The 23,156-nt window shown below is 68.2% G+C and carries 27 protein-coding genes; 13 read left to right on the top strand and 14 right to left on the bottom strand.

What is annotated here, in order from left to right:
- Positions 1-50 precede the first annotated feature (50 nt).
- The 4 genes from AC3A6B_RS21020 to ruvB all read right to left on the bottom strand — a co-directional run bounded on the left by AC3A6B_RS21020 (position 51) and on the right by ruvB (position 4,247).
- Positions 51-1,262 (bottom strand): glycosyltransferase, encoded by a 1,212-nt coding sequence (locus AC3A6B_RS21020; RefSeq protein WP_487838592.1) that lies wholly within the window; start codon positions 1,260-1,262, stop codon positions 51-53.
- The gene (locus tag AC3A6B_RS21025; RefSeq protein ID WP_487838593.1) at positions 1,259-2,137 is read right to left on the bottom strand and encodes a UDP-2,3-diacylglucosamine diphosphatase; all 879 of its coding nucleotides are present in this window, start codon (positions 2,135-2,137) and stop codon (positions 1,259-1,261) included. Before AC3A6B_RS21025 ends, AC3A6B_RS21020 begins: the two co-directional genes overlap by 4 nt.
- A gap of 87 nt (positions 2,138-2,224) precedes the next feature.
- Positions 2,225-3,178 (bottom strand): CDF family Co(II)/Ni(II) efflux transporter DmeF, encoded by a 954-nt coding sequence (gene dmeF, locus AC3A6B_RS21030; RefSeq protein ID WP_487838594.1) that lies wholly within the window; start codon positions 3,176-3,178, stop codon positions 2,225-2,227.
- A gap of 13 nt (positions 3,179-3,191) precedes the next feature.
- Positions 3,192-4,247 (bottom strand): Holliday junction branch migration DNA helicase RuvB, encoded by a 1,056-nt coding sequence (ruvB, locus tag AC3A6B_RS21035; RefSeq protein WP_214696171.1) that lies wholly within the window; start codon positions 4,245-4,247, stop codon positions 3,192-3,194.
- Positions 4,248-4,362: 115 nt separating this feature from the next.
- On the opposite strand from ruvB, the gene AC3A6B_RS21040 reads away from it, so the two are divergent.
- From AC3A6B_RS21040 to AC3A6B_RS21065, 6 genes are read left to right on the top strand one after another with little or no spacing between them, the layout of a single operon-like run.
- The gene (locus AC3A6B_RS21040) at positions 4,363-4,968 is read left to right on the top strand and encodes a CDP-alcohol phosphatidyltransferase family protein (protein ID WP_487838595.1); all 606 of its coding nucleotides are present in this window, start codon (positions 4,363-4,365) and stop codon (positions 4,966-4,968) included.
- Between the two features lie 14 nt (positions 4,969-4,982).
- Positions 4,983-6,743: a bifunctional alpha/beta hydrolase/class I SAM-dependent methyltransferase gene (locus AC3A6B_RS21045; RefSeq protein WP_487838596.1), complete on the top strand. Its 1,761-nt coding sequence runs from the start codon at positions 4,983-4,985 to the stop codon at positions 6,741-6,743.
- Positions 6,740-8,074: a phosphatase PAP2/dual specificity phosphatase family protein gene (locus tag AC3A6B_RS21050; RefSeq protein WP_487838597.1), complete on the top strand. Its 1,335-nt coding sequence runs from the start codon at positions 6,740-6,742 to the stop codon at positions 8,072-8,074. The genes AC3A6B_RS21045 and AC3A6B_RS21050 overlap by 4 nt, the downstream gene beginning before the upstream one ends.
- Positions 8,067-8,504 (top strand): hypothetical protein, encoded by a 438-nt coding sequence (locus tag AC3A6B_RS21055; RefSeq protein ID WP_487838598.1) that lies wholly within the window; start codon positions 8,067-8,069, stop codon positions 8,502-8,504. The genes AC3A6B_RS21050 and AC3A6B_RS21055 overlap by 8 nt, the downstream gene beginning before the upstream one ends.
- Before the next feature lie 28 nt (positions 8,505-8,532).
- Positions 8,533-9,225 (top strand): lysophospholipid acyltransferase family protein, encoded by a 693-nt coding sequence (locus tag AC3A6B_RS21060; RefSeq protein WP_487838599.1) that lies wholly within the window; start codon positions 8,533-8,535, stop codon positions 9,223-9,225.
- Positions 9,222-10,175 (top strand): phosphatidate cytidylyltransferase, encoded by a 954-nt coding sequence (locus AC3A6B_RS21065; protein WP_487838600.1) that lies wholly within the window; start codon positions 9,222-9,224, stop codon positions 10,173-10,175. Before AC3A6B_RS21060 ends, AC3A6B_RS21065 begins: the two co-directional genes overlap by 4 nt.
- A 2-nt stretch (positions 10,176-10,177) precedes the next feature.
- Here AC3A6B_RS21065 and ruvA read toward each other — a convergent pair whose 3' ends face one another.
- A complete protein-coding gene (ruvA, locus tag AC3A6B_RS21070; RefSeq protein ID WP_487838601.1) occupies positions 10,178-10,750 on the bottom strand; it encodes a Holliday junction branch migration protein RuvA in 573 nt (190 codons plus the stop codon).
- A 33-nt stretch (positions 10,751-10,783) separates the two neighbouring features.
- Here ruvA and AC3A6B_RS21075 point away from each other — a divergent pair, with 33 nt between their 5' ends.
- The gene (locus tag AC3A6B_RS21075; RefSeq protein ID WP_487838602.1) at positions 10,784-11,731 is read left to right on the top strand and encodes a PhoH family protein; all 948 of its coding nucleotides are present in this window, start codon (positions 10,784-10,786) and stop codon (positions 11,729-11,731) included.
- On the top strand, positions 11,731-12,183 hold the full coding sequence (gene ybeY, locus AC3A6B_RS21080) for an rRNA maturation RNase YbeY (protein WP_487838603.1): 453 nt from the start codon (positions 11,731-11,733) through the stop codon (positions 12,181-12,183). Before AC3A6B_RS21075 ends, ybeY begins: the two co-directional genes overlap by 1 nt.
- Positions 12,184-12,186: 3 nt before the next feature.
- On the opposite strand, the gene dtd is transcribed toward ybeY, so the two are convergent.
- Together dtd and AC3A6B_RS21090 are read right to left on the bottom strand one after the other, a co-directional pair.
- The gene (gene dtd, locus AC3A6B_RS21085; RefSeq protein ID WP_487838604.1) at positions 12,187-12,630 is read right to left on the bottom strand and encodes a D-aminoacyl-tRNA deacylase; all 444 of its coding nucleotides are present in this window, start codon (positions 12,628-12,630) and stop codon (positions 12,187-12,189) included.
- Positions 12,627-13,583 (bottom strand): cation diffusion facilitator family transporter, encoded by a 957-nt coding sequence (locus tag AC3A6B_RS21090; RefSeq protein WP_487838605.1) that lies wholly within the window; start codon positions 13,581-13,583, stop codon positions 12,627-12,629. The genes dtd and AC3A6B_RS21090 overlap by 4 nt, the downstream gene beginning before the upstream one ends.
- Before the next feature lie 92 nt (positions 13,584-13,675).
- Between AC3A6B_RS21090 and AC3A6B_RS21095 the strand changes: the two genes are divergently transcribed.
- Positions 13,676-14,146 carry a FecR family protein gene (locus AC3A6B_RS21095; protein WP_487838606.1) on the top strand — a complete coding sequence of 157 codons (471 nt, stop codon included), beginning with the start codon at positions 13,676-13,678 and terminating at the stop codon, positions 14,144-14,146.
- Entirely contained in the window at positions 14,143-14,466 is a 324-nt protein-coding gene (locus AC3A6B_RS21100; RefSeq protein WP_487838607.1) for a hypothetical protein, read from the top strand. The genes AC3A6B_RS21095 and AC3A6B_RS21100 overlap by 4 nt, the downstream gene beginning before the upstream one ends.
- Positions 14,467-14,481: 15 nt before the next feature.
- On the opposite strand, the gene tyrS is transcribed toward AC3A6B_RS21100, so the two are convergent.
- Positions 14,482-15,714, bottom strand: coding sequence for a tyrosine--tRNA ligase (tyrS, locus tag AC3A6B_RS21105; RefSeq protein WP_487838608.1), 1,233 nt, complete (start codon positions 15,712-15,714; stop codon positions 14,482-14,484).
- Between the two features lie 158 nt (positions 15,715-15,872).
- On the opposite strand from tyrS, the gene AC3A6B_RS21110 reads away from it, so the two are divergent.
- Together AC3A6B_RS21110 and AC3A6B_RS21115 are read left to right on the top strand one after the other, a co-directional pair.
- A complete protein-coding gene (locus AC3A6B_RS21110; protein ID WP_487838609.1) occupies positions 15,873-17,222 on the top strand; it encodes a peptidoglycan DD-metalloendopeptidase family protein in 1,350 nt (449 codons plus the stop codon).
- A 20-nt stretch (positions 17,223-17,242) separates the two neighbouring features.
- Positions 17,243-18,355 (top strand): anhydro-N-acetylmuramic acid kinase, encoded by a 1,113-nt coding sequence (locus AC3A6B_RS21115; protein WP_487838610.1) that lies wholly within the window; start codon positions 17,243-17,245, stop codon positions 18,353-18,355.
- Positions 18,356-18,423: 68 nt separating this feature from the next.
- Here AC3A6B_RS21115 and erpA read toward each other — a convergent pair whose 3' ends face one another.
- The 3 genes from erpA to rplM all read right to left on the bottom strand — a co-directional run bounded on the left by erpA (position 18,424) and on the right by rplM (position 19,743).
- Positions 18,424-18,789 (bottom strand): iron-sulfur cluster insertion protein ErpA, encoded by a 366-nt coding sequence (erpA, locus tag AC3A6B_RS21120; RefSeq protein WP_126838649.1) that lies wholly within the window; start codon positions 18,787-18,789, stop codon positions 18,424-18,426.
- 117 nt (positions 18,790-18,906) lie between these two features.
- Positions 18,907-19,299 carry a 30S ribosomal protein S9 gene (rpsI, locus tag AC3A6B_RS21125; protein ID WP_093109516.1) on the bottom strand — a complete coding sequence of 131 codons (393 nt, stop codon included), beginning with the start codon at positions 19,297-19,299 and terminating at the stop codon, positions 18,907-18,909.
- Between the two features lie 12 nt (positions 19,300-19,311).
- Positions 19,312-19,743: a 50S ribosomal protein L13 gene (rplM, locus tag AC3A6B_RS21130; RefSeq protein ID WP_028249522.1), complete on the bottom strand. Its 432-nt coding sequence runs from the start codon at positions 19,741-19,743 to the stop codon at positions 19,312-19,314.
- A gap of 211 nt (positions 19,744-19,954) precedes the next feature.
- Between rplM and AC3A6B_RS21135 the strand changes: the two genes are divergently transcribed.
- Positions 19,955-20,854 (top strand): 23S rRNA (adenine(2030)-N(6))-methyltransferase RlmJ, encoded by a 900-nt coding sequence (locus AC3A6B_RS21135; RefSeq protein WP_487838611.1) that lies wholly within the window; start codon positions 19,955-19,957, stop codon positions 20,852-20,854.
- A 20-nt stretch (positions 20,855-20,874) separates the two neighbouring features.
- Here the strand turns inward: AC3A6B_RS21135 and AC3A6B_RS21140 are convergent, their stop codons facing one another.
- Genes AC3A6B_RS21140 through AC3A6B_RS21150 form a run of 3 tightly spaced genes read right to left on the bottom strand, consistent with a single transcriptional unit; the run spans position 20,875 to position 23,154 of the window.
- Positions 20,875-21,549, bottom strand: a complete 675-nt coding sequence (locus AC3A6B_RS21140; RefSeq protein WP_487838612.1) for a septal ring lytic transglycosylase RlpA family protein — start codon at positions 21,547-21,549, stop codon at positions 20,875-20,877.
- Positions 21,546-22,379 (bottom strand): methylenetetrahydrofolate reductase [NAD(P)H], encoded by an 834-nt coding sequence (metF, locus tag AC3A6B_RS21145; RefSeq protein ID WP_487838613.1) that lies wholly within the window; start codon positions 22,377-22,379, stop codon positions 21,546-21,548. The genes AC3A6B_RS21140 and metF overlap by 4 nt, the downstream gene beginning before the upstream one ends.
- Positions 22,357-23,154 (bottom strand): TlyA family RNA methyltransferase, encoded by a 798-nt coding sequence (locus AC3A6B_RS21150; protein ID WP_487838614.1) that lies wholly within the window; start codon positions 23,152-23,154, stop codon positions 22,357-22,359. The genes metF and AC3A6B_RS21150 overlap by 23 nt, the downstream gene beginning before the upstream one ends.
- Positions 23,155-23,156: the final 2 nt, after the last annotated feature.

The following is a 23,156-nucleotide window of genomic DNA, read 5'->3' on the forward strand; positions in this document are numbered from 1 at the left end:
GCTGTCGCACTGGGCACGGCGGTGGTCGAGGCGCGTCGGCGCCTGATCGGTCACTGAGCGCCGAACGCCAGTCCCGGGATCGGTTCTTCACCGCCGGCAGGCGCTTCGGCACGTGCCAGGATGCCCTGCAAGATTCCCGGCAGCTCGAACACCGCCCGGTTCCGTACCTTGCAGGTCGCGGCGCGGTAGCGTTCCAGGTCGCGGACCAGTTCATCCACCGCGCCGGGCACCTTGGCATAGCTCGCGCACACCAGGCCGACGCCCTGCTCGCGCACCCATTCGGCGTTGTAGCGCTCCTGCGGAAGCGTCCAGCTGTTGCACACGACGATCACCGGCAGGTGCAGGTGCACCGCCTCGCTGACACTGCCCGGGCCGGGCTTGCCGATGAAGAAATCGGCCAGCTGCATGTAGCGGGCGACGTCGGGCGTGAAGCCCAGCACCAGCCGCGGCGCCCGCGCCGGTTGCGCGCGCAAGGCCTTGGCGAGCGCCTCGTTGTGGCCGCAGGCCAGGATGAGCTGGGTGTCGGGCAGCCGCTTCGCGATGCCGAGCATGGCCTTGGAGCCTTGCCCGCCGAACAGCACCAGGCCGGTCGGCCGTTTCGGATCGAGTCCCAGGCGGTCCCGTTCAGCCGCCTGATCGATGGACTGCGTCTCGTAGAAGGCCGAGCGGATCATCATTCCAGAGGTCGCATGGATACGATCGTCCGCATAGCCTGCTTGGCGCGCCTGCTGCACGGCGCGTTCCGAACCGCAGACGAAATGCTGGTCCTGCCCCTTCTCGATCCAGAAGTGCGGCGGGTGATCGGCCAGGTCGGTCAGCACCGTCACGTAGGGCACGCCTGGCAGTGCCGAGGCGACCGACTCGTAGAGCGCTCGGTTGAAGTTCGGAATCAGTGACACCACCATGTCGGGCTCGGTCGCCAGCCAGTGCTGCTGCAGCGGCCGCAAAAGCTTCGGCTTGGCCCAGCGGATCACGGCCTGCAGCACCTTGAGCTCGTGCGTGAGCCCCAGGGTCCAGCCGCGGGCCAGCCGCCTGTTGTAGACGTCCTCGGGATCCATGCCGGTCAGCTTGCGGAAGCTGTCCTTCGGATCGAGCACTGCGCGCAGATTGACCAGCCGCACGGTCCACGGCAAGCCCTCGCGCTGGATCGCCGCTTCGAGCGCCAGCGCGGAGGCACGGTGGCCGCCGCCGGCGTCGAAGTAGACGAGATCGACGGTTCGCTGGGCCGGAAGGCGCGGGGACGGCGACGGCGCGCGCGTCATGCGTGCGCCGGCTCGCGCCGGGAGGCAGCCCGCCCGGCGCGTGTCGCGACCGGCATGTGCTCCGTCCAGTGCAGGATCTCGAGCCTGCCGTCGGGATGCTCGGCCAGCGCCGTGAGGCTCTCGACCCAGTCGCCGTCGTTGGCGTAGAGGATGCCGTCGATGTCGCGCAGCTCGGCGTGGTGGATGTGGCCGCAGACCACGCCCTGCACGCCGCGTTTGCGGGCCTCGCGCGCCACCGCGTTCTCGAAATCGCCGACATAGCTGACCGCACGCTTGACCTTCTGCTTCAGGTACTTGGACAGCGACCAGTAGGGAAGCCCCAGGCGCGCGCGCAGCGAGTTGAGGTACCGGTTCAGCTTGAGCGTGAACTCGTAGAGCGAGTCGCCCACGTGGGCCAGCCACTTCGCGCACTGGATCACGCCGTCGAACAGGTCGCCGTGCATGATCCAGAGCTTGCGGCCGTCGGCGGTCTCGTGGATCCATTCGTCGGCCACATCGATGCCGCCGAAGTTGTGATGCAGGTACTTGCGCGCGAACTCGTCGTGATTGCCGGGGATGAAGATCACGCGCGTGCCCTTGCGCGCCTTGCGCAGCAGCTTCTGGATCACGTCGTTGTGCGGCTGCGGCCAGTACCAGTTACGGCGCAGCTGCCAGCCGTCGATGATGTCGCCGACCAGGAACAGGGTCTCGCACTCGGTGTGCTTCAGGAAGTCGAGCAGCGCCTTCGCCTGGCAGCCGGGCGTGCCCAGGTGCAAGTCGGAGATCCAGAGGGTGCGATAGCGCTGGGAAGGACGCGAGCTTTCCTCGTCTTCCGCGGGGGAGGACAGGTCGGCCGTATTGCGCCATGCACGAAGAAAAGCGTCATCGCGTTGCATGGGTCGTCATCGTCGCCAAGGCGGATGACGGCGCCGTGGCGGCGCGGTGAAGCTTCAATGACAGCGAAAAAAGCCGTGGCGGCGCTGTCATCCGGCCTGGCAGCGATGGATCTCGATGGTCGAGTGCCGGATCTCTTCGTGCATGGAGAAGGTCGCACGCACGTCATCGGGGGTCAGCGTTGACGAATGCGTGACAACGCTGAGGGCGCAGGCGTAAGCGCCCTGGCCGACGCGCCACACATGCAGATCGGCCACGCGCGTTTCCGAATCCGCGAGCCCCTGCTCTACGCCTTCGCGAATCTCTTCGACGACCGGATGGTCCATCTCGCGGTCGAGAAGCACCTTGCCGGTGTCGATCAGCAGGCCGCGCGCCCAGCTCGCAACCAGCACGGCGCCGACGATGCCCATCAGCGGATCGAGCCAGGCCCAGCCGTAGAGCCAACCGCCGGCGAGCGCGACGATGGCCAGCACCGAGGTCGCGGCGTCGGCCACGACGTGCAGGTAGGCGGAGCGCAGGTTCAGGTCGTGGCCTTGGTCGTGGTCATGGCCGTGCGCGTGGTCGTGATGGGCATGCCCGTGGTGCTGATGCGCCCCGCCGAGCAGCCGTGCGCACAGCAGATTGACCAGCAGCCCGAGCGCGGCCACGACGATCGCTTCCTTGTAGTGGATCGCGGTCGGCGTCCACAGCCGTTCCAGCGAACCCACCACCATCAGCGCCGCGACGCCGAGCAGGAACAGCGCGCTCGCAAAGCCGCCCAGCACTTCGATCTTCCAGGTCCCGAAGGCGAAGCGCCGGTCGCCGGCATAGCGCCTCGCGGCCGCGTAGGCGAAAGCGCTGAGTCCGATGGCCACGGCGTGCGAACTCATGTGCCAGCCGTCCGCCAGGAGCGCCATCGAGTTGAACCACCAGCCGGCACCGATTTCCAGCAGCATGGCGGCGGCCGTGATCCACATCACGAGCCGCGTGCTGCGTTCGGCGGCATGGTTGTCGCCCTGGAACCGGTGTTCGTGCTGCCACCCGCTGAGATCGTGCGTGTGCATGAAAAAAGACTCCTCAGTTGCCGAACATGTCGCCGTCGCGCTGCGGCACCGCGACGCCCAGGTGCCGGTACGCCGCCAGCGTGGCGATGCGCCCGCGCGGCGTGCGCTGCAGGTAGCCCTGCTGGATCAGGTAGGGCTCGATCACGTCCTCGATGGTGCCGGCCTCCTCGCCGATGCTGGCCGCGATGTTGTCCAGCCCGACCGGGCCGCCGTCGAAGCGGTGGATGACGGCTTCCAGGAGCTTCCGGTCCATCAGGTCGAACCCCTGCGGGTCGACATCGAGCATGGCCAGCGCCTTGTGGGCCAGGTCTTCGGTGATGCGGCCATCGCCCTTGACCTGCGCGTAGTCGCGCACGCGGCGCAGCAGGCGGTTGGCGATGCGCGGCGTGCCGCGCGAGCGGCGCGCGATCTCGAGGCCGCCGGCCTCGTCCATCGGCACGGCCAGCAAGCCGGCACTGCGGCGCACGATGCGCGCCAGCTCCTCGGCCGTGTAGAACTCCAGCCGCGCGACGATGCCGAAGCGGTCGCGCAGCGGGTTGGTCAGCATGCCGGCCCGCGTGGTGGCGCCGACCAGCGTGAAGGGCTGCAGGTCAAGCTTGATGCTGCGCGCGGCCGGCCCCTCGCCGATCATGATGTCGATCTGGTAGTCCTCCAGCGCGGGATAGAGAATTTCCTCGACCACGGGCGAGAGGCGGTGGATCTCGTCGATGAAGAGCACGTCGTTGCGCTCGAGGTTGGTGAGCAGCGCCGCCAGGTCCTTGGGCTTCTCGAGCACCGGCCCCGAGGTCTGGCGCAGGTTCACGCCGAGCTCGGCCGCGATGATGTGCGACAGCGTGGTCTTGCCCAGGCCCGGCGGGCCGAAGAGCAGCACGTGGTCCAGCGCCTCGGCGCGGTGGCGGGCGGCGCCGATGAAGATCTCCAACTGCTCGCGCACCTTGGCCTGGCCGACGTACTCGTCGAGCAGCTTGGGCCGCAAGGCGCGCTCGATCGCCTCTTCGTTGGGCGAGGCGGGCGCAGCGGAGACCACGCGTTGCGGGGCCGGGGCGAAGTCGTCGGTCTGGATGGTCATGGGCGGTAGGCTGAAGGGACAGTTTAGTCGGCCGAACGGCCATCCGAGGGCAGATTGCCGTCCTCCGACACGGGCCCCTCGTGCAGAATGCGCGACCGAGGAGGGTACGAGAAGGGTGTCGATCTACGAACTGAAGCCGCGATTCCAGGCCCTGCTGCGGCCGCTGGTCGTGCGCCTGCATGCCATGGGTGTCACGGCCAACCAGGTCACGGTAGCGGCCTGCGCGATCTCGCTCGCGCTCGGCCTGTGGCTCTTCTTCGCCGCGCCCTCCCCGGCCGCCTTCGCGCTGATCCCCCTCTGGATGTTCCTGCGCATGGCCTTCAACGCGATCGACGGCATGCTGGCGCGCGAGCACAACCAGCAGAGCGCGCTCGGCGCTTTTCTCAACGAGCTGACCGACGTGCTGTCCGACGCCGCGCTCTACTTGCCCCTCGCGCTCGTCGCGCCCTTCAGCCCCTTCTGGGTCGGCGTCGTGATCGTGCTGGCGGGCTTGAGCGAGTTCACCGGCGCGCTGGGTCCGACGGTGGGCGCCTCGCGCCGCTACGACGGCCCGCTCGGCAAGAGCGACCGGGCCTTCGTGTTCGGCGCGCTGGGTCTCTACATTGCGCTCGGCGGACCGCTGCCGGCATGGAGCGCATGGCTCATGCCGATCGTCGCGGCGCTGATCGCCTGGACCATCGTCAACCGCATCCGCCGTGCCCTGGCCGAAGCCCGCACCTGAGACGAGAAATCCGAATGACCGACACCCGCCTGCCGCACGAACACCACTTCAGCACTCACGACAACGTGTCGCTGTTCTACCGGCACTGGCCGGCGACGGGCGGCGCGCGGCGCGGCGCCATCGTGCTGTTCCACCGCGGCCACGAGCACGGAGCGCGCATGGCGCACCTGGTCGACGAGCTCGATCTGCCGGACTTCGATTTCTTCGCCTGGGATGCGCGCGGCCATGGCAAGTCGCCCGGCCAGCGCGGCTACAGCCCGAGCTTCGCGACCTCGGTGCGCGACGTGCAGACCTTCGTCCAGCACATCGCCAGCGCGCACGGCGTGCCGCCCGAGGACATCCACGTGATCGCGCAGAGCGTGGGCGCGGTGCTGGTCGCGACCTGGGCGCACGACTACGCACCCCGGGTGCGCGGACTGACGCTCGCCTCGCCGGCCTTCAAGGTCAAGCTCTACGTGCCCTTCGCGCGTGCCGGGCTGGGCCTCATTCACAAGTTGCGCGGGTTGTTCTTCGTCAACAGCTACGTGAAGGCGAAGTTTCTCACGCACGACCCCGAACGCATCGCGAGCTACGAAAACGATCCGCTGATCTCGCGGCCGATCGCGGTCAACATCCTGCTGGGCCTCTACGAAGCGGCCGATCGCGTGGTGGCGGACGCCAACGCCATCACGCTGCCGGTGCATCTGCTGATCTCCGGCGCGGACTGGGTGGTGCACCATCAGCCGCAGCACGCCTTTTTCGATCGGCTCGGCAGCGCGATCAAGAAGAAGACGGAGCTGCCCGGCTTCTTCCACGACACGCTGGGCGAGAAAGACCGCGCGAGCGCGGTGCAGGCGATCCGCGAATTCATCCTGCGCCTGTTCGACGAGGCGCCGCAAGCCGTCGATCTGCGTTCGGCACACCTGAGCGGCGAGACCGCCGATGAATCGCGCGCACTCGCCGAACCGCTGCCCGCCCTGTCTCCGCGCGGGGCCTATTGGGCGATCACCCGTGGCAGCCTGCGCTTCGGCCGCCTGCTGTCGCGCGGCGTGAAGCTGGGGCATGAGACGGGTTTCGATTCGGGCAGCACGCTCGACTACGTCTACCGCAACGAGCCCCGGGGCGTCTGGCCGATCGGCCGCGCCATCGACAGGACCTACTTGAATTCCATCGGCTGGCGCGGCATCCGGCAGCGCAAGATCCACGTCGAAGAGCTGCTCTGCGAAGCGATGGAACGGCTGGCCGAGAAGCACCGTGAAGTGCGCCTGATGGACATCGCCGCCGGCCACGGCCGCTATGTGCTCGACGCGGTGCAGGCCAGCCCGGTCAAGGCCAGCTCGATCCTCTTGCGCGACTACAGCGACATCAACGTGCGCGACGGGCGCGCGCTGATCGCCGAGAAGGGCCTGGAAGACGTCGCGCAGTTCGTGCAGGCCGATGCCTTCGACCGCCTGAGTCTCGCGAGCGTGGTGCCGCGGCCCACGCTCGCGGTGGTGTCGGGCCTCTACGAACTCTTCCCCGACAACGAGATGGTGAGCCGTTCGCTGGCCGGCGTCGGCGATGCGGTGGAAGACGGCGGCTACCTGGTCTACACGGGCCAGCCCTGGCATCCGCAACTGGAGATGATCGCGCGCGCCCTTACCAGTCACCGTCAGGGCGAAGCCTGGGTGATGCGGCGGCGCACGCAGGCCGAGATGGACCAGTTGGTCGAGGCGGCGGGCTTTCGCAAGATCGACCAGCGCATCGACGAATGGGGCATCTTCACGGTCTCGCTGGCCGTACGCACCGGTCCATGAAACCCTCGCGCGGACCACGGCCCTGGAAGCGCGCCGCCGCCTGGCTGGCGCTCCTCGGTCCGCTGTTCTATGCCACCTACGGCTTCGCCAACTGGTGGGCCGCGACGCGCGCCCACGTGCCGGTGCTGGTGTTCGAGTGGGAGCGGGGCTTGCCCTTCTGGCCCTGGACCATCTTTCCGTACTGGACCATCAACGCCTTCTACGTGCTCTCGCTCTTCCTCGCGCGCGACCGCCACACGCTGGACCGCCATGCGGCGCGGCTGCTGACGGCGCAGGCCGTCGCAGTGAGCTGCTTCATCCTGTGGCCGCTGCGCTTCAGCTTCGGCCAGCCGGCGGTCGAGGGCGCGCCGGCTTTCCTGTTCGATGCACTGCGCGGCTTCGACCAGCCCTTCAACCAGGCGCCGTCGCTGCACATCGCGCTGGCCGTGATCCTGTGGGACTGGTACCGGCGCCTGGTCCATGCGCGCTGGGCGCGCGCGCTGCTGCATGTCTGGGCCTTCGCGATCTGCGCCTCGGTGCTCACCACCTGGCAGCACCACTTCATCGACATCCCTACCGGCGCGCTGCTGGGCCTGGCCTGCGTCTGGCTCTGGCCGCTCGAGCGCGTGCTGGCGATGCCGCGCGCCTGGCGGCTCGCGCGCGATCCGCAGCGCTGGAAGCTGGCCGGCTTCTATGCCGCGGGCGCGCTACTCTTCTTCGCCGTGGCGCTCGGCCTGCGCGGTGCCGCGCTCTGGCTGATGTGGCCGGCCTTGTCGCTCGCGCTGGTGGCGCTGAACTATGCGGGCCTGGACGCACGCGGCTTCCAGATGGACCGCCAGGGCCGCATGCACTGGGCCGCACGCTGGCTGTTCGCGCCCTACCGCCTCGGTGCTGCCCTCAACGCCTGGCTCTGGACACGGCGGCTGCCCGCCTCGGTCGAAGTGGCGCCGGGCCTGCGCCTCGGCCGACTGCCGACGCGCGCCGAGTGGGAGGCCGCGGGCCGGCCGCGGCTCCTGAGCCTATGCGCCGAGCTGCAGACGCTGCCGGCGCCCGGCGCGCGCTGCGTGCCGATGCTCGACCTCACGGTGCCGACGGCACTGCGGCTCAAGCGCGCCGTCGCCGTGATCGAGGGCCAGCGCCGCAGCCGCCAGGCGGTGTGGGTCTGCTGCGCGCTCGGCTTCTCGCGCAGCGCGGCGTCGGTGGTCGGCTGGCTCGGGGTTCACGGCGCCGCCGGCACGATGGCCGGTGCGCACGAGGCGGTGCGCCGAGCGCGCCCGCAGATCGTGTTGCGCCCAGCCTGGCTCGCCGCGCTCGATCAATTGGCCACCTCGGGAAAGACGCGCCATGAATGAAGACAACGACCGCGCACTGTGCACGGCCACGGCCGGATTGCTGCGTGCCAGCGAGGCGCTCGCCTTTTGGGGCCTTGCCCTTTCCTTCATCTCGGCCCTGGTGCTCGCCCTGACGGGGCGCTCGCTCGGCTCGGCCGCCTGGATCGCCTACGCAGCCGTCGCGCTCATCGGGTTGCCGGAACGCTATCTCGCGCTGCGGCTGCGGCTGGACGCCACCCTGTTCGACGGCCTCGCCAAGACGACGATCACATCGCTGCCCTCGATGGACCGCGCGCTCGGGCAGCTCGGCCTGCGGCGCGATGCCGACGTCTCGCGCCCGCTGGCCGACCGGGTGCTCGGCACTCGCCAACTGATGCAGCGCCACGGCATCGCGGTCATCGCGCAGACCATCGTCTTCGCAATGGCGCTCGCGATGCAGGACTGGCGTTGAGGCCGCGCATGAATCCCGAGGAGTTGTCATGAGTTCTTCGTCAGAACCGAGCGGCCTGCGCAAGGCCACGGCCGTCGTCTCGGCCCGGCTGATCGTCGTCTTCGCCAAGCTCCTGACCGGCGTGCGCGCCGTCTGGGCCGGCACCAGCCCGAAGGCCGAACAGACGCTCTACTTCGCCAACCACACCAGCCACGGCGACTTCGTGCTGCTGTGGGCCACGCTGCCGCCGGACCTGCGCGCGCTCACGCGGCCGGTGGCCGGGCAGGACTACTGGGAAGCCTCGCCGCTGCGCCGCTTCATCGGCCGCGACGTGTTCAACGCGCTGATGATCCGCCGCGACGGCAGTGCCGCTGGCGGCGAAGCGCCCAACCCGGTCGACCAGATGACCGAGGCGCTGCGCGCGGGCGACTCGCTGATCATGTTTCCCGAAGGCACGCGCAACATCGGCGAGGAGGTGCTGCTGCCGCTCAAGAGCGGGCTCTACCACCTGGCACGCGCCTGCCCGCAGGTGCGGCTGGTGCCAGTGTGGATCGAGAACCTCAAGCGCGTGCTGCCCAAGGGCACGCTGGTGCCGATCCCGCTCGCCTGCAGCGTGCGCTACGGAGCGCCGATCAGCCTGGCCGAGGGCGAGGACAAAAACACCTTCATTGCAAGGGCGCGCGCGGCGATGCTCGATCTGCGGCCCGAGTACGACCGCGCGGAAGAGATCTCGCCATCGTGAACATCTCCGCCTCCACCCAGACCACGCTTGCGCTCTTCGGCGGCGTCGCCGGCGTGCTGATCCTCGCCTCGGCCGTCGGCGCGCTGCTCAAGTGGCGCGTCGCGCAGGGCCAGCCCCATCCGGTGATCGACAACCTGAACTCGCGCGTCAACGCGTGGTGGATCATGGTCGCGGTGATCGGCGTCGCCTTCGCCTTCGGCAAGGGCGGCGTGATCGTGCTGTTCTACCTGATCTCGTTCTACGCGCTGCGCGAATTCATGAGCCTGGCCTATACGCGGCGCGGCGACCACCATGCGATCGCGCTCGCCTTCTTCGTCGCGCTGCCGGCGCAGTACTTCCTGATCTGGATCGAGTGGTACGGGCTCTACTCGATCTTCATCCCGGTCTACGCTTTCCTGGTGCTGCCGATCCTGGCTGCGGTGGGCGGCGACACCAAGCGCTTCCTCGAGCGCACGTCCAAGGTGCAATGGGGACTGATGGTCTGCGTGTTCTGCATCAGCCACGTGCCGGCGCTGCTGACCTTGCAGATTCCCGGCTTCGAGGGCCGCAACCTGCTGTTGATCGCCTTCCTCGTGATCGTGGTCCAAGGCAGCGACGTGCTGCAGTACGTCTGGGGCAAGCTTTTCGGCCGGCGCAAGGTGGCGCCCGAGCTCTCGCCCTCGAAGACCTGGGAAGGCCTGATCGGCGGTGTCGCCAGCGCCACCGCGCTCGGCGCCGCGCTCTACTGGGCCACGCCCTTCAATCCCTGGCAGGCGGCGCTGATGGCGCTGACCATCTGCGTGATGGGCTTCTTCGGCGGCCTGGTGATGTCGGCCATCAAGCGCGACCGCGGCGTGAAGGACTGGGGCACGATGATCGAAGGGCACGGCGGCATGCTCGACCGGCTCGACTCGGTGATCTTCGCGGCGCCCATTTACTTCCACGCCCTCCGTTACTGGTGGGTGCCGTAGCTTTACTTCGCGAGCGCCTTCAGCGCCAGCTTGATCCCCTCGCCCACCGCCACGTCCTTCGGCAAAGCCTTGAGAGAGGCCGCGGCTTCCTTGTCGCTGTAGCCCAGCGCCACGAGGGCCTGCAGGATGTCGGCCTGGGCATCGGTCGCCGCATGCGTGGGCGTTCCGATGTCGGCGCCCAGCTTGCCCTTGAGCTCGAGCAGCAGCCGCTCGGCGGTCTTCTTGCCGATGCCGGGGATCTTCACCAGGCGGCCGGCATCCTGCAGCGTGATGGCCTGGGCGAGCTCGGCGACGCTGAGGCCGGAAAGCACGCCCAACGCCATGCGCGGCCCGACGCCCGAAATCTTGATCAGCTGGCGGAAGGTGGCGCGCTCGTCGGCGCTGCCGAAGCCGTAGAGCACCTGCGCGTCCTCGCGCACCACGAAGTGCGTGAGCAGCGACACGCGCTCGCCGGTAGACGGCAGGTTGTAGAAGGTGCTCATCGGCACGTCGACCTCGTAGCCGACGCCGTTGCAGTCCACCACCACCTGCGGCGGATTGCGCTCGGCCAGGATGCCGGTGAGTTTGCCTATCATGGGTGCCCTCTCGAATTTGAAAATGAAATCCGCGTGATTCTGCGACACACCTTCGCCCCGCCCAACAACACGCGCCTGGGGCACCTTTGCGGGCCGCTCGACGCGCACCTGCGGCGCATCGAGGAGGCCCTCAGCGTCAAGATCGCGCACCGGCACGAGCAGTTCAAGATCGACGGGCCCAAGGTCAACGCGCAGCGCGCGATGGAGGTGCTGCAGGCGCTCTACGAGATTGCCCAGCGGCCGATCGATGCGGCCGTGGTTCAGCTCACTCTGGCGGGAGACAGTTCGATGGGCGAGGCCGGGGACGGCGCAGTCACGCTGGCCACGCGCCGCGCCGACCTGCGCGCGCGCACGCCGAACCAGAGCGTCTACCTCGACAACATCGCGAACCACGACATCACGCTCGGCATCGGCCCCGCCGGCACCGGCAAGACCTACCTCGCGGTGGCTTGCGCGGTCGATGCGCTGGAGCGCAGCGCGGTGCAGCGCATCGTCCTCACGCGGCCGGCGGTGGAGGCCGGCGAACGGCTCGGCTTCCTGCCCGGCGACCTGACGCAGAAGGTCGACCCCTACCTGCGGCCCCTGTACGACGCGCTCTACGACCTGATGGGTTTCGACCGCGTGCAGAAGGCCTTCGAGCGCAACACGCTGGAGATCGCCCCGCTCGCCTTCATGCGGGGCCGCACGCTCAACAATGCCTTCGTGATTCTCGACGAGGCGCAGAACACCACGCCCGAGCAGATGAAGATGTTCTTGACGCGCATCGGCTTCGGCGCCAAGGCCGTGGTGACCGGCGACGTGAGCCAGATCGATCTGCCGAAGGCGCAGCTGAGCGGCCTGATCGACGCCGAGCGGGTGCTCAAGCGCGTCAACGGCATCGCCATCACGCACTTCAACAGCGGCGACGTGGTGCGGCATCCACTGGTGGCGCGGATCATCGATGCCTACGACGGTGCGCGCAAACGCACCTCGGCCCGCTGATGGCATTGGCGGACCTGACACTCTCGCTGCAGTTCGCGCGCTTTCGCGAGGTGGCGCGCCACCGCGCCGCGCTGCCGCGCCACCGGGTCGCACGCTGGATCCGCCATGCGCTCGATGCCGACGGCGAGATCACCGTGCGCATCGTCGACGCCGAGGAAGGCCAGCAGCTCAACCGCGAATTCCGCGGCAAGGACTACGCGACCAACGTGCTGACCTTCGACTATGCGCAAAGCCCGGTCGTGATGGCGGACCTGGTGCTGTGCGCGCCGGTGGTCGCGCGCGAAGCGAAGGAACAGCGCAAGACGCTGGCCGCGCACTATGCGCACCTGCTGGTGCACGGCACGCTGCATGCGCAGGGCTGGGAGCACGAAACCGGCGAGGCCGATGCCGAGGCGATGGAGGCGCGCGAGATCGAGATCCTCGCGCGGCTCGGCATCAAGAACCCTTACTGAAGCTCACGGCGAGATCTGCAGCGGAATGGTGACCGGCCCGTCGTTCACCAGCCGCACCTGCATGTCGGCGCCGAACTCGCCGGTGGCCACCACCGGATGCGCGGCGCGCGCCCGGGCCACGAAGTACTCGTACAGCCGGCGGCCCTCGTCGGGCGGCGCCGCCTGCGTGAAGCTGGGGCGGTTGCCGCCGCTCACGTCGGCCGCCAGCGTGAACTGGCTCACCACCAGCAGGCCGCCGCCGATGTCCTGCACGCTGCGGTTCATCTTGCCCGCCTCGTCCGAGAAGACGCGCAGCTTCAGGATCTTCGCGAGCAGGCGATCGGCCAAGTGGTCGCCGTCGCCGCGCTCCGCACAGAGCAGCACGAGCAGGCCGGCATGGATGGCGCCGACGGTGCGGCCGCCGATGTCGACGCGCGCTTCGGCCACGCGCTGGAGCAGCGCCTTCATGCGTCGTCCTCGATCTGCGTGGCGCGCGCTTCCATGCCCAACGGCAGCAGTTGGATGGTGACGCGCAGGCCGGGCACCGCGTCCATCAGCGCCTGCTCGAGGGCATCGCGCAAGGCCGCGGCGCGCTGGAGCGGCCAGTCGCCGGGCACGTGCATGTGCAGGTCGGCAAAGCGGCGCTGGCCGGCACGGCGCGTCGCGATGTCGTCGAAGCGAAGCTGCGCGCCCTCGGGCACGCTGGCGGCAAAGCTTTCCAGCGTCGCGTGCAGCAGCGCCTGCGACTCGGGGTCGAGCGCCTCGTCCATCAGCCCCTGCGACGAACGCCACACCAGCTTCACCCCCTCGCGCCCGATGTTCAGGGCCACGCCGATCGCGAGCAGGGGATCAAGCCAGAGCCAGCCGCTCAGCCCGACCGCCACGATGCCGATCACGACCCCGGCCGAAGTCCAGACGTCGGTGAGCAGATGCCGCGCGTCGGCTTCCAGCGCAATCGAGCGATGCGTGCGCGCAGCCCGGAACAGCGCGAAGGCCAGTGCGGCATTGAAGCCCGAACTGATGATCGACAGCGCCAGGCCCCATCCCAGTTGCTCGAGCGGCTCGGGCGAAAGCAGCCGTGCCACGGCCGCCCACAGAATGGCGGCGGCGGCACCGATGATCAGGATGCCTTCGAAGCCGGAAGAGAAGTACTCGGCCTTGTGATGGCCATAGGGATGGTCTTCGTCGGCCGGCCGTGCGGCGATCGTGACCATCGCGAGCGCGAACATGGCGCTCGCCAGGTTCACGAAGGATTCCATGGCGTCCGAGATCAGGCCCATGGAGTTCGTCAGCCAGCCGGCCGAGCCCTTGAGCACGATCGTGAGCAGCGCGACGGCGATCGAAATGCGCAGCAGCAAGCGCGGACTGAACGCGCCAGGCGACGGGGAACGATCGGTGGAAGACGAGGACAAACGAGACATGCGCCGCAGGAAGGTGGCGAATTATCGGGGCACGACCGCGGTGCTCGGCTCGCTTACCATGTGCAGGAACACGAACCCGGACAGGAGTGCGCATGAAGAAACGCTTGGCCATGAGCTTGTGCGGCCCGCTTCTGTTTGCCAGCGCCGGCGCCCTGGCCCAGGCGCCGGCGCCGGCCGCGGAGCACGCCGGCATCCTGAAGGCGGTGCGCGGCAGCGTTCAGCTTCTCAACACCGATGGCACCGCGCGTCCGGCGCACGCCGGCGACGCCATCGCACCGATCGACCGCATCGAGACCGAGGCCGACTCGGCCGCCAGCCTGGTGCTGCGCGACGGCACGAGGATGGTGGTGGGGCCCTCGTCGAGGCTCGACCTCAAGCAGTTCCACTTCGATCCGGCCACGCGCGACGGCGGCTTGCTGGTCTCGCTGCTTCGCGGATCGCTGCGCATGGTGACCGGCCTTATCGGCAAGACCCAGCCCGACGCCGTGCGGATCGAGACGCAGACCGCCACCGTCGGCATCCGCGGCACGGATTTCATCGTGCAGGCGGGCGCACAGCAGTGAACAGGTTCCGCCTTTTCGCCGGGCGTGTCGTTGCCGTCCTGTCGGCCACGCTGCTGGCGGCCTGCGCCGGCACTCCACCCTCGTCCTCGTCCACGCGGGTCGTGTTGCTGCCGCAAGCCGACGGCAGCTCTTCGGCCCTGGTCGTGCGAAGCAACAATGACTTCGAAGAAACGCTCTCAAAACCCTATCAGCGCGCCACGACCGCCACGCGTGGCGCGCCGGTGGTCGACCAGGCCGATCCGGCCCGGGTGCAGGCCGAACACAGGTTGCTCTTCGAAATGTTGCCGCCCGCGGCCGCGCGCCAGGGCGCAGTGCGCTGAAGAGCCGGCTCCGGCTCAGCTCAAGTTGACGCGCGCGAACTTGCGCTTGCCGACCTGCACGACATAGCTGCCCGCAGCCAGCTTGAGCCCCTTGTCGCTGACCACGCTCGAGTCGACCCGCACGCCGCCGCCGTCGATAAGCCGGTTGCCCTCGGAAGTAGAGGCCGCCAGCCCTGCCTGCTTGAGCAACTGGGCAATGCCCAGCGGCGCGCCCGAGAGCGTCACCTCGGGAATCTCATCCGGCACGCCGCCCTTGCTGCGGTTGATGAAGTCCTGCTCGGCCGTCTCCGCCGCGGCCGCACTGTGGAAGCGCGCCGTGATCTCCTTGGCGAGCGCGACCTTGGCATCCTTCGGATTGCGGCCGCCCTCGACCTCGGCCCTGAGCGCCGCGATCTCGGCCAGCGAGCGGAAACTCAGCAGCGTGTACCAGCGCCACATCAGCGTGTCCGAGATCGACAGCACCTTGGCGAACATGGTGTTGGGGTCCTCGCTGATGCCGATGTAGTTGTTCTTGCTCTTCGACATCTTTTCGACGCCGTCGAGCCCCTCCAGCAGTGGCATAGTGAGTATGCACTGCGGCTCTTGGCCGTACTCTTCCTGGAGATGCCGCCCCATGAGCAGGTTGAATTTCTGATCAGTCCCGCCCAGTTCGAGGTCGGACTTGAGCGCCACCGAGTCATAGCCCTGCATCAGCGGGTAGAGGAACTCATGCACGGAGATCGACTGGCCGGCCTTGAAGCGCTTGCTGAAGTCGTCGCGCTCCATCATGCGGGCCACGGTGTACTTGGCGGCCAGCTGGATCATGCCGCGCGCGCCCAGCGGGTCGCTCCACTCGGAGTTGTAGCGAATCTCGGTCTTCGAGGGGTCCAGCACCAGGCTGGCCTGCCGGTAGTAGGTCTGGGCATTGGCCTCGATCTGCTCGCGCGTGAGCGGCGGCCGGGTGCTGTTGCGGCCCGAAGGGTCGCCGATGGTGGTGGTGAAGTCGCCGATCAGGAAGATCACGGTGTGGCCGAGGTCTTGCAACTGGCGCATCTTGTTGAGCACCACCGTGTGACCGATATGGATGTCGGGCGCCGTCGGATCCAGGCCCAGCTTGATCCGCAACGGCTTGCCGGTTGCCTCAGCGCGCTGGAGCTTCTTCACCCACTCGTCCTGGGGCAGCAATTCGTCGACCCCACGAAGTGAAATTTCGAGGGCCCGTCCTACACCATCGGACAGGGTTGCGGTTGTAACAAAATCGGGGTTCATGGCACTTTTTGGCTGATTTGACTATGGCCGAAGCTATACTCAGCCCGACTTTTCAAGCGCCGGATTCTAAGCGGCGCTTTTTTTCCGCACCGTCCTGCCGCCCGTCCGACACGGCCTTTGCAGCGCGGATTTGCTGAACCTGAGCTGGAATTCGAAGTTTGATCAACGGCATTCTTGCCGCCGAGGAGGCGCTTGCTTCCCGCGTGGCCTATACGTTCCGGACGTATCCGAGGCAGATCACGGCGGCCATCGCCGCGCTGCTGCTGTCCGCCGGCGGCGGTGCCTTCGCCGTCGCCTCGCTCGGCCCCGATGCGGCCGAACTGCCGGTCAAGCAAGTGTTCGAAGCCGTCACCCCGCGCTCTTTCGCCGACCAGGTGGAAGCGCTCGATACCCACGGTTTCACGCTGTTCCGCACCGAAATCACCCGTTCGAGCGACACGGCCGAAGCGCTGCTGCGCCGACTGGGCATCGACGACCCCGCAGCAGCCGCCTACGTGCGCGGCAATGCCGAGGCTCGCTTGGCCCTGTTCAGCCGCGTCGGCCGCACCGTGACCGCCGAGGCCACGCAAGAAAACACCTTGCAAAAACTCAGCGCCCGATGGATTCCCGACGGCGACGGCGGCTTCAAGCGCCTGGTGGTCGAAAAGATCGGCACCGGCTACCGCGTGCGCACCGAAACCGACGCGCTGACCCCCGGCAGCCGGCTGGCCAGCGGCATCGTTCGCAGCTCCCTCTTTGCGGCCACCGACGATGCACGCATCCCCGATTCGGTGGCGAGCCAGTTGGCCGATATCTTCTCGGGCGACGTCGACTTCCGCTCGCTGCGCAAGGGTGACCGCTTCGCCGTCGTCTACGAAACCTTCGATGCCGACGGGCAGACCCTGCGCAGCGGCCGCGTGCTGTCGGCCGAGTTCGAGAGCAACGGCAAACTGCACCAGGCACTGTGGTTCCAGGAGCCCGGGCAAAAGGGCGGCTACTACCGCCCCAACGGAGAGAGCCTGCGTCGCGCCTACCTGAGCTCGCCGGTGGAGTTCTCGCGCGTGTCGAGCGGCTTCGCGATGCGCATGCACCCCATCCTCAACAGCTGGCGCCAGCACAACGGCATCGACTATGCCGCGCCCACCGGCACGACCGTGCGCAGCGTGGGCGATGGCACCGTCGAATTCGCAGGCACGCAGAGCGGCTACGGCAACATCGTGATCGTGAATCACCGCAACCACCAGCAGACGGCCTATGCGCATCTGAGCCGCATCGACGTCAAGGTCGGCCAGAGCCTGAGCCAGGGCCAGACCGTTGGCGCGGTCGGCTCCACCGGCTGGGCCACCGGCCCGCACCTGCACTTCGAGTTCCGGGTGAACGGCGAATACCAGGACCCGGCCACCATCGCGCAGCAGGACGGCGGCGTGCCGATCACCGCGGCGGCGCGGCCGGCCTTCGAGCGCCTGGCCCTTGCCACGCGCACAGAGCTGGCAGCGGCCTTCTCGGTCGTCCAGGCCAGCGCAGACTAGGCCTCTCCTTTCCTCCGGAAATGGCTGAACTCTTCATCGGCCTGATGTCCGGCACTTCGCTCGACGGCGTCGACGGCGTCCTGGCCGACTTTTCGCACGGACGCATCGCCGTGCGGGCGCACGCCACCGCCAGCTTTCCGGTTTCCTTGCGTGCCGAGCTGATGGCGCTCAATACGCCGGGCGGCGACAACGAATTGCACCGTGCCGCACTGGCCGGCAACGGGCTCGCAAGGATCTACGCGAGCGTGGTGCAACAGCTGCTGGCCGATATCGGCATCGCAGCCGAGGCCGTCATGGCCATTGGCGCGCACGGCCAGACGGTGCGCCACCGGCCGGGCGAGTTCGACGATGTCGGCTACACGCTGCAGATCAACAATCCCTCGCTGATCGCGGAGCTCACGGGCATCCGGGTGGTGGCCGATTTCCGCAGCCGCGACCTCGCGGCCGGAGGCCAGGGCGCGCCGCTGGTACCCGCCTTTCATCGGGCGCTGTTCGCGCGCGACGACCAGGCCGTCGCCGTGCTGAACATCGGCGGAATCTCCAATCTGAGCCTGCTGCCGGCCGGCAGCGGCACGGTGCTCGGCTTCGATTGCGGGCCGGGCAACGCGCTACTCGACCACTGGTGCCAGAGCCACCTCGGACAGCCTTTCGACCATGCCGGCCAGTGGGCCGCCAGCGGCCGGGTGCTGCCAGACCTGCTCTCGCGCCTTCGGGCCGACGCCTACTTCGCCAAGGCACCGCCCAAGAGCACCGGGCGGGATCTGTTCAATCCGACCTGGCTGGCCTCGCATCTGGGCACCTCGGCGGCCGCTCCGGCCGACGTGCAGGCGACCCTGGCCGAGCTGACCGCCGCGGTCTGCGCCGCGGATCTGCAGCGCCACGGCGCCGGCAGCCAGTTGCTGATCGTCTGCGGCGGCGGCGCGCTCAATCACCACCTGCTGGCCCGCCTGCAGGCGCTGCTGCCTGCCGTGAAGGTGGTTTCGTCCGCCGACCGCGGCCTGCCGCCCCAGCAGGTCGAGGCGGCGGCCTTCGCCTGGCTGGCGCGCAGTACGATGCGCGGCGAATCCGGCAACCTCGCCAGCGTGACCGGCGCGCGCGGCGCGCGCGTGCTCGGCGCCATCTATCCGGCCTGAAAGCTGGGGAGAAGCGGCAGGCAGCAAAAAGCCGCCCGGAGGCGGCTCTTTGGCAGCGCGGGGCGGTATCAGGCCGAGAAGCTCGATCCGCAGCCGCAGGTGCTGGTGGCGTTCGGGTTCTTGATCACGAACTGGGCGCCCTGCAGATCTTCCTTGTAGTCGATCTCGGCGCCGACCAGGTACTGGTAGCTCATGGCATCGATCAGGAGCGACACGCCGTTCTTGGTCATGGTCGTGTCGTCCTCATTGGTGATTTCATCGAAGGTGAACCCGTACTGGAAGCCGGAGCAGCCGCCGCCCTGCACGAACACGCGCAGCTTGAGGTCGGGGTTGCCCTCTTCGGCGATCAGGTCGGCCACCTTGGCGGCCGCGCTGTCGGTGAAGACGATCGGCTCGGGCATTTGGGGCTGGATGTTTTCGGCAACGGCACTCATGTGGGAGGACTCCTGTGGGGCCGAACGGGCGGCCAATGAAGGTGATGCTACTTCAATCAGCAAAAAGCCGCCCGAAGGCGGCTTTTTGACAGTGCGAGCGATAAGCCCAAAGGGCGATCAGCGCTTCGAGAACTGCTTGCGGCGGCGTGCGGAATGCAGACCGACCTTCTTGCGCTCGACCTCGCGCGCATCGCGCGTCACGAAACCGGCCTGGCTCAACACCGGCTTGAGCGTCGCGTCGTAGTCGATCAGCGCACGGGTGATGCCGTGGCGCGTCGCGCCAGCCTGGCCCGATTCGCCGCCGCCCGCCACGTTGACCATGATGTCGAAGGTTTCGACGTTGTTGGTCAAGAAGAGCGGTTGCTTGGCGATCATGATCGAGGTTTCGCGGCCAAAGAAATCCTGGATGTCCTTGCCGTTGACCGTGATCTTGCCGGTGCCTTTTTTCAGAAATACGCGGGCGACGCTCGATTTGCGACGGCCGGTGCCGTTGTTCCATTCACCAATCATTCTCAAGGCTCCTTACAGTTCCAGCACTTTGGGCTGTTGGGCGGTATGCGGGTGCTCTGCGCCGCCATACACCTTGAGTTTCTTGATCATCGCGTAGCCGAGCGGGCCCTTGGGCAGCATGCCCTTGACGGCCTTTTCCAGGGCGCGGCCCGGATGCTTGGCTTGCATGTCGCGGAAGTTGGTGGCCGTGATGCCGCCCGGGTAGCCCGAGTGGCGGTAGTACACCTTGTCAAGCGGCTTGGCGCCGGTGACACGCAGTTGGGCTGCGTTGATGATGACGATGAAGTCACCGGTATCGACGTGAGGCGTGTAAATGGCCTTGTGTTTGCCGCGCAAACGGAGAGCAACTTCGCTGGCTACTCGTCCGAGGACCTTGTCGGTCGCGTCAATCACAAACCACTCGTGCGTCACGTCAGCGGGCTTGGCGCTGAACGTTTTGGTCATGAGTTTTCCTGGTTTGGCGGGCCCTGCGCGAGCCCGCGAGCGTTTGGCCCTTTTCCACGGTCGGCGTTCCTCTGGCGGGAATCTCTTAGGTGGGTTTTGAAGCTTCGCCGCGGGGCCACAAAAGCGCTGCGAAGCCCACGATTATACGAAGAATGGCCCCGACAGGGCAATCCTGCCCCAATCCGTCGCGCCAGACCGTTACCATCGAGCCATGTTCAGCTACCGCCACGCCTTCCACGCCGGCAACCACGCCGACGTGCTCAAGCACACGGTGCTGATTGCCACGCTCGAGCATCTGCTCGAAAAAGAGGCCGCCCTGACGGTGGTCGACACGCACGCCGGCGCCGGTCTCTACCGGCTCGACGGCGACTACGCCGGCACCAGCGGCGAGGCGGCCGAGGGCGTGCTGCGGCTTCTCTCGGAGGCGAAGGATGCCAAGTCGGCACCGCTGCCCGACGCGCTCGCGCGCTACCTCGACGTGGTGCGCGACTTCAATCCCAAGGGCAGCGCCCGCATCTACCCCGGTTCGCCCTTCATCACGCACCACCTGCTGCGCGAGCACGACAAGCTCAAGCTCTTCGAGCTGCACCCGACTGATGCGCGCACCCTCGATGCCAACATCGCGCAGCTGGAGGCCGGGCGGCAGATCGCCGTGCTGCGCGAGGACGGCTTCGGCAGCGCGACCAAGTTCCTGCCGCCGCCCTCGCGCCGTGCGCTGGTGCTGTGCGATCCGAGCTACGAGATCAAGAGCGACTATGCGCGCGTGCTCGATTTCGTGAGCGCGGCGCTCAAGCGCTTCGCGACCGGCACCTATGCCGTGTGGTACCCGATCATTCCGCGGCCCGAGGCGCACGACCTGCCGCGCCGGCTCAAGACCTTGGCCACCAAGGCCGGCAAGTCCTGGCTGCACGCGACGCTGACGGTGAAGTCGAGCAAGATCGTGACCGATGCCTCGGGCGCCACGCACCGGCCGGGCCTGCCTGCGAGCGGCATGTTCCTGATCAATCCGCCCTACACGCTGAAGGCGCTGCTCGAGCCCGCGTTGCCGCAGATGGCGCAGCGCCTCGGCCAGGATCGCCACGCGGCCTCCTCGCTCGAGAGCGGCGGCTGAGCCGGCCGCCGCGGTGCGCTTCAGCGCCGCAGGCGCGGCGGCACTTCGCGGCTCTTCCTGCCCGCGGGCTTCCTGGCAGGCGCCGGGGTGACAGCCGGCGCCGCATCCGCCCCATTCGTCTCGACCGCCGTGCCGGCACAGCGCGCGCCGTTCTTGTCCATGATCGACAACGCAACCTGCTTGATGCCCATCCCCAGCATGCCGATCGCCTCGGCCGCCGAACGGCTCAAATCGATGATGCGGCCCGACGCGTAGGGCCCGCGGTCGTTGATGCGGACCAGCACTTCGCGCCCGTTCACCAGGCTGCGCACGCAGACGCGCGTATTGAAGGGCAGCGTCTTGTGCGCGGCCGTCATGGCGGTCATGTCGAAGCGCTCGCCGTTCGCGGTCTTGCGCTGGTGGAACTGGATGCCATACCAGGAAGCGCCGCCGCGCTCATAGATTTCTCGAGGACCTTCGTCGCCCGGCGCGCCGTCGTCCGGCAATTCGTCGGCACCCGGCCCCGCGAGCTCATAGCGCGCCGACGGCACCTGGGAACGCGGCGGTGCGCCAGGCGGCAGTGCGGGCTGTCGCGCCAGCGGCCGCAATCCTTGCGCGCCCTCGCCCGGCGGAGACGAAGGTTGCGTGGTGCAACCCGCCAGCCAGACGGCCGCGACGACGAGCGCAAGCCAGCCGCCGAGGCGGCACGAACTCATTCGTCCCAACCCAGCCGCTCCAGCAACGCAAGCGACGCCACCGACTGGTTCATCGTGTAGAAGTGGATCGCCGGCGCGCCGCCGCTGGCGAGGCGCGCGCAGAGCTCGGTCACCACGTCGAGGCCGAAGGCCTTGATCGAGGCCGTGTCGTCGCCGAAGCCCTGCAGCCGCAGCCGGATCCAGCGCGGAATCTCGGCGCCGCAGGCATCCGAGAAGCGCATCAGCTGGGTCGAGCTCGTGATCGGCATGATGCCCGGCACGATCGGCGCCGCGAGCCCCAGCTTGCGCGCCTCGTCGACGAAGCGGAAGTAGGCCTCGGGGCTGAAGAAGTACTGCGTGATCGCCGAATCGGCGCCCGCATGCATCTTCGCCGCGAAGGCCTGCAGGTCCGCTTCGGGCGAGCGCGCCTGCGGATGCACTTCGGGATAGCAGGCGACCTCGATGTGGAAATCGCGGCCGGTCTCTTCGCGGATGAAGGCGACGAGATCGCTCGCATAGTGGAACTCGCCGCCCATGCCGTAGCCGCTCGGCAGGTCGCCGCGCAGCGCGACCAGGCGCTTGACGCCCATGGCCTTGAGCTCCGCCAGCTGCGCGCGCACCGTGCTGCGCGTGGCGCCGATGCAGGAGAAATGGCAGGCGGCATCGACGCCCTCGCTCAGGATCTCGCGCACCGTGCCGAAGGTGCCCTCGTGCGTGGAGCCGCCGGCGCCGTAGGTCACCGAGCAGAACTCGGGCTGCCGCACGTAGAGCTGCTGGCGCACGGTGCGCAGCTTGGCCGCGCCTTCAGGCGTCTTCGGTGGAAAGAATTCAAAGCTCAGCGGAAGGCGCACGCCCGGCTCCTGGTTCGCCGTTCGCACGAACGGCATGGATGAAGAATTCGCGGTTGCCGTCGCCGCCCGCTATCGGGCTGTCGAACCACGCCGCAACGCGCAGGCCGAGCTCCGCGCACGCTGTGCGCAAACGCTGTTCGACCACCGCGAAGAGAGTGGCATCGCGCACGATGCCGCCCTTGCCGACCTGTCCCGGCTGTAGCTCGAATTGAGGCTTGACGAGCATCAGAAGTTCAGCGGCCGGTGCAAGCAACGGTATCAGCGCGGGCAGTACCAGCGTGAGCGAGATGAACGACAAGTCGCCGACGATCAGATCGAAATGCGTGTCTGCGGGCGAGGCATCGGCCCAGGCGGACGCGTCGAGCGTGCGCGCATTGACGCCTTCGACCGCCGTCACGCGCGCGTCGCCGCGTATCCGCGCATGCAGCTGGCCATGGCCCACGTCCACGCCCACCACATGCGCGGCACCGCGCTGCAGCAGGCAGTCGGTGAAACCGCCGGTCGACTGGCCGACATCGAGGCAGCGCTTGCCCTGCACATCGATGCCGGTCGCGGCGAGCGCGCCTTCGAGCTTGAGCCCGCCGCGCGAGACGTAGCGCGCCTCGGCCGCATCCACGAGCTCGAGCTCGGCCGTCTCCGGCACCTCGTCGCGGTTCTTGCCGACCAAGCGCCAGGTCGTGCCGTCGCGCCAGCGCAGGCCGCCCGCGATCAGCCGCACGGCCTGCGAGCGCGAGGCGGCGAGGCCGCGTTCGACGAGCAACTGATCGGCGCGCACGC

The organism is Variovorax sp. Soil_C_33 (assembly GCF_057656935.1).